Origin of the sequence: Centipeda noxia ATCC 43541 (assembly GCF_000160555.1) — a bacterium.
GTDB lineage: Bacteria > Bacillota > Negativicutes > Selenomonadales > Selenomonadaceae > Centipeda > Centipeda noxia.
The window spans coordinates 280,043-284,809 of record NZ_GG749278.1 but is presented as its reverse complement, the minus strand read 5'-3'; the positions used below and the strand labels follow the sequence as shown (position 1 = coordinate 284,809).

Genomic DNA, 4,767 nt, shown 5'->3' with positions numbered 1-4,767 from the left:
GGGACATTCCCAACGTCAGTGCCTGTGCGCATTCATGTAAGAGATAAGGCGCTGAACACGGAGGAGACTTTCGGCGCGCAGATTGCCTATGATGAGGACTTTCTGCCGATTTTGTCAGGCAGCATTACCTATGCCGCGATGAGCCGCGTGTCGGATGCGCTTGGCAGCAGTACGGCGCGCATCCGCTTTGCGATTCGAACGAACGCATATGAGGGCGGTGTGTTCGAACGGCGCAATATGTATTACAGCACGGCGGATGTCGGACAGGTCGCCGTTGCCGAGCTCCTGCAGGCGATGAATACGATCGTGACGAATGCGGAGGAGGAATCCGACATCGTCGATGTGGACGTGGATGTGGAGCTGGACGGTGAGCGCCAGACGGCACTCCTAGTTTCGGCGACACCGGACAAGACAACGGTAAAGCCGGGCGATACGGTGACATTCCAAACGAAGATTCACCCCTATCGCAAGGCGGAGGAAACGCTCTCCATTCCGTATCGGGTGCCGAAAACGCAGCCGCCCGGAACGCTGAATTTGGATATTCGCGGCGGCGGATTCGTTCCCGTGAACCCGATGATGCTGCTCGCGCAGGCGGGCCTCGAGATCCCGGACGACGAGGAGCATTTCAAGACAACGGAGGATAAGCTCCGCGAACTGGCGGAGAAGGGGCAGAACAATGAGATTATCATCGCGCCCGGCGCGGCGCCTGCTCCGACTTCGGATAAGGAAATGAAAAAGCGTATGCGGGAGGCGGCCAAGGCATCGGAGCGCGCGGCAAAGCAGGCGCCGGAAAAGCGTGTGACCTTGCTTGGCGATCCGAAGAAGAAGGAAGAGAAAGAGAAGTTCTTTGCACCGTATGTGATCGAGAATGTCATACACGCAACACTCAAGGTAGAGGGATGAGCCGCAAGGAGGACGAGGGCGAATGGAACAACTGGTCATTCATGGGGGGAATCCGCTGCGCGGACGCGTGAAGATCGGCGGGGCGAAGAATGCGGTGCTGCCGATCATCGCGGCGGCCCTGCTCGGCAGCCGCGGTGTAACTGTGCTCGAGGATGTACCGGCGCTCGAAGATGTCTATACGATCTGTGCAGTCCTTCAATCGCTTGGGGTTCGCGCAGAATATGAGGCGGCACACCACCGTCTGCATATCGACGCGACGAAGATTGCGACCGTCAGTGCTCCATATGAGCTTGTCCGAAAGATGCGTGCCTCCTTTCTCATCATGGGGCCGCTCCTCGCGCGCGAGGGACGGGCGGAGATCTCTCTGCCCGGAGGCTGCGCGATCGGGACGCGTCCCATCGATCTGCATCTCAAGGGATTTGAGGCTCTGGGTGCCGAGATTGAGATCACGCAGGGGGCGATCCATGCGCGCGCACCACATGGACTGAAGGGTGCACTGATTTATTTCGATTTCCCAAGCGTCGGCGCGACGGAGAACGTCATGATGGCTGCATCCTGTGCCGAAGGGCAGACGATTTTGGAGAATCCTGCGCTTGAGCCGGAGATTGTGGATCTTGCGAACTTCCTTAATGTGATGGGGGCGCAGATCCGCGGCGCGGGGACCAACCGCATCAAAATTGACGGTGTACCAAGTCTTTGTGCGGCGGACTATACGATCATTCCGGACCGTATCGAGGCGGGGACCTATATGGTCGCGGCAGCGATGACACGCGGCGATGTATTCATCGAGAACGCCATCAGTGAACATTTGAAGCCGGTCGTGGCAAAGCTCAAAGAGGCAGGCGCGACGATCGAAGAGGATATCGAGGGCATTCGCGTGCGTGCGGACGGGCCGATGCAGGCGATTGACCTCACAACGCTGCCCTATCCCGGATTTCCAACCGATATGCAGGCGCAGTTTATGGCAATGCTGGCCGTTGCAGAGGGGACGAGCGTTGTCACGGAGACGGTTTTTGAAAACCGCTTTATGCATGTGGATGAGCTCCTGCGCATGGGCGCCAAGATCCGCGTGGACGGTCGGACGGCGACAGTCGAGGGCGGTGCGGCGCTTTTCGGCACTGCCGTGCGGGCAACGGATCTGCGTGCAGGCGCTGCGATGGTGCTCGCGGGACTGGCAGCGGACGGCGAGACGCGCGTCGGCTATATCCACCACATTGACCGCGGCTATGACGATCTCGTGGCAAAGCTGGTCGCGCTCGGAGCGGATATCAAGCGCGCCGATGCCGAATGGACGGAGCTCTAAAAAAATCTTGCATAAATACGATTGATACGATAGAATTAAGGAGCAATGACCGATTGAGGAGGAATGAGTTATGAAGCACATCAAGACGGTCAACAAGCCGACGATGCAGTCTACGCTTTACACGGGCGGCTGCGGCGAATGCCAGGCATCCTGCCAGTCCGCCTGCAAGACTTCCTGCACGGTGGGCAATCAGCCCTGCGCAAAGTAAGGCGGGGGAACGTCTGCCCTTCTCGCTTGCGAGAGGGGCTTTTTCTGTGTGTTTTGTCCTGCATACGCCACGCAACCCTTCGCTGTGCAAACGGTCGTGTACTTATCTGCCTAAATACCTGCGGACTTCTTAAACGCGCTTCGCTTGGACGAAAGAAATCCGCAGGGGGCAGAATGTACTTTCCCCGTTTGCTCCACTAGGGGTTGTTTAGGCGTACTACTGCATTTCCAAGAGTGTTTACGAAGGAGAAAGAATGAACGTCCGAACGCATAAGTTCAAGCAGAACGATATGTACATCCTCGTTGATGTCAACAGCGGCGCAGTCCATGTCATCGACGAGATGATTTATGATATGATGGATGATTTCGACGGTACGAACGATGACGCTGTGATTGCGCGTCTTGCAGGGCGCTATCCCGCCGAGGAGCTGCGCGAGGCCGCCGGGGAACTGCATGAGCTGATGGCGGCAGGAGCGCTCTTTGCCCCCGATATCAATGTGCCGCCGACGTTCAAGTCGCACGGACTCGTCAAATCACTCTGCCTGATGGTAGCGCAGGACTGCAATCTGCGCTGCAAATACTGCTTCGGCGACGGCGGCTGCTACGGCGGCCATCGCGCCGTTATGAGCCCTGAGGTTGGGTGCGCGGCGGTGGACTTTATCGTGAACGGATGCGGGCCGAGGAAGCACTGCGAGATCGACTTCTTCGGCGGTGAGCCGCTGATGAATCTGCACACGGTGAAGGAGGTCACGGCGTATGTTCGGAAACGCGAGCAGGAGACGGGCAAGGAGTTCAAACTGACGCTGACGACGAACGGCATGCTGCTCTCGGACAAGAATATCGCGTGGCTGAACGACAACAATATTTCGGTGGTCCTCTCCTCAGATGGACGGCGCGAGGTTCACGATGCGATGCGCCCAGATTCGCGCGGGAACGGCACCTATGATGTCGTCATGCGGAATTTCCGAAAGCTCGTAGAGGCGCGCGGGGGGAACGACTACTACCTGCGCGGGACCTATACGCGCGAAAACATGGACTTTACAAAGGATGTGCTCGCGATGAACGAGGCGGGGTTTGACATCCTTTCGATGGAGCCGGTCGTGCTGAAGGACAGCCCGCTTGGTTTTACGGAGGAGGATCTGCCGCGCATCTTTGCCGAGTACGATCGCCTGACGGAGACGTATCTCAGCCGCGTGCGCGCGGGAAAGGGGTTCTTCTTCTTCCACTTCAATATGGATCTCAATCACGGCCCCTGCGTGGCAAAGCGTCTGGCGGGCTGCGGTGCGGGACACGAGTACTATGCCGTCGCGGAGAACGGCGATCTCTATCCGTGTCATCAGTTCGTCGGACGCGAAAACTACCGTCTCGGCTCCGTCTTTACGGGCGTCGAGAATACGGAGCTGCCGACGTATTTCCGCAACTCACATGTGCTGAACAAGCCTCTGTGCCGTGACTGCTGGGCGCGGTTCTACTGCAGCGGCGGCTGTCACGCGAACGCAGATCTCTTTCACGGGGATATCCGGCACCCGTATGAGGTCGGCTGTGCGATCCAGAAGAAACGCCTCGAGTGCGCTATCCTCGTGCAGGCGGTGCTTGCGCTTGAGAAGGAGGCGGCGGAGGAAGCGCAGGAGGATATGCGCAAGAGGGCGTGATTCCTTCATGCAGCTTAAAAAATTCCTTGACAAGCATTGCTGTATCCGTTATAATTGCCCATGTTGCCGAATGAGCGACATAGGGGTATCGCCAAGTTGGTAAGGCACGGGATTCTGAATCCCGCATGCGTTGGTTCGAGTCCAGCTACCCCTGCCATTTGTGAATGCAGAGCCGCAGTTTGTACTGCGGCTCTTTTATATTTTCATGACATTTGTCATTGAAAATTATTTCCGATTTTGTTACTATATTTTGAAATGATTTGCATACGTCGATCAAAGGAGCTGTTGTTATGAACCGTGGAAAACGCAGATTTGGCATCACGGACGTGCTGCTGCTCGTGCTGAATCTCATATTCTTTGTCGGCATTCAGACCGTCTTTGCGCCGTGTGAGGCGCGTCCGGACGGGACGTGGATGCCTTGTCACCATACGGGAGAGGCGATTGCGGGCGTTGCCGCCGTGCTTGCGGCGATGGCGCTGCTGCATCTGATCATCCCGCGCGCGCACATCAAATGCGGGCTGGCGATTGCCATGATTCCCGTGTCTCTCCTTGCGCTCCTGCTGCCGGGGCATCTCATGGATCTGTGCATGATGGATCAGATGCGCTGCCATACGGTTACGGCACCGGCAGTGACGAGCATTGCGCTGCTTGACATCATGCTTGCCGCCGCCGACATCTATGTGTATCGAAAGGGGGACGCGG

General features: G+C 57.5%; 4 protein-coding genes, 1 tRNA gene and 1 pseudogene. All 6 read left to right on the top strand.

Features of this window, described 5'->3' with window-relative positions:
- Nucleotides 1–903: pseudogene (locus HMPREF7545_RS10330) on the top strand (SpoIVB peptidase S55 domain-containing protein); the annotation flags it as partial.
- Between the two features lie 22 nt (nt 904–925).
- Nucleotides 926–2,206, top strand: a complete 1,281-nt coding sequence (gene murA, locus HMPREF7545_RS01420; protein ID WP_006693879.1) for a UDP-N-acetylglucosamine 1-carboxyvinyltransferase — start codon at nt 926–928, stop codon at nt 2,204–2,206.
- Between the two features lie 70 nt (nt 2,207–2,276).
- On the top strand, nt 2,277–2,414 hold the full coding sequence (scfA, locus tag HMPREF7545_RS09995) for a six-cysteine ranthipeptide SCIFF (protein WP_006691237.1): 138 nt from the start codon (nt 2,277–2,279) through the stop codon (nt 2,412–2,414).
- Between the two features lie 253 nt (nt 2,415–2,667).
- A complete protein-coding gene (scfB, locus tag HMPREF7545_RS01415; RefSeq protein WP_006693878.1) occupies nt 2,668–4,065 on the top strand; it encodes a thioether cross-link-forming SCIFF peptide maturase in 1,398 nt (465 codons plus the stop codon).
- Nucleotides 4,066–4,146: 81 nt separating this feature from the next.
- Nucleotides 4,147–4,222: transfer RNA gene (locus tag HMPREF7545_RS01410), tRNA-Gln, on the top strand.
- 133 nt (nt 4,223–4,355) lie between these two features.
- Nucleotides 4,356–4,767, top strand: a 412-nt coding sequence (locus HMPREF7545_RS01405; protein WP_071585630.1) for a DUF4418 family protein, incomplete at its 3' end; no start/stop codon positions are given.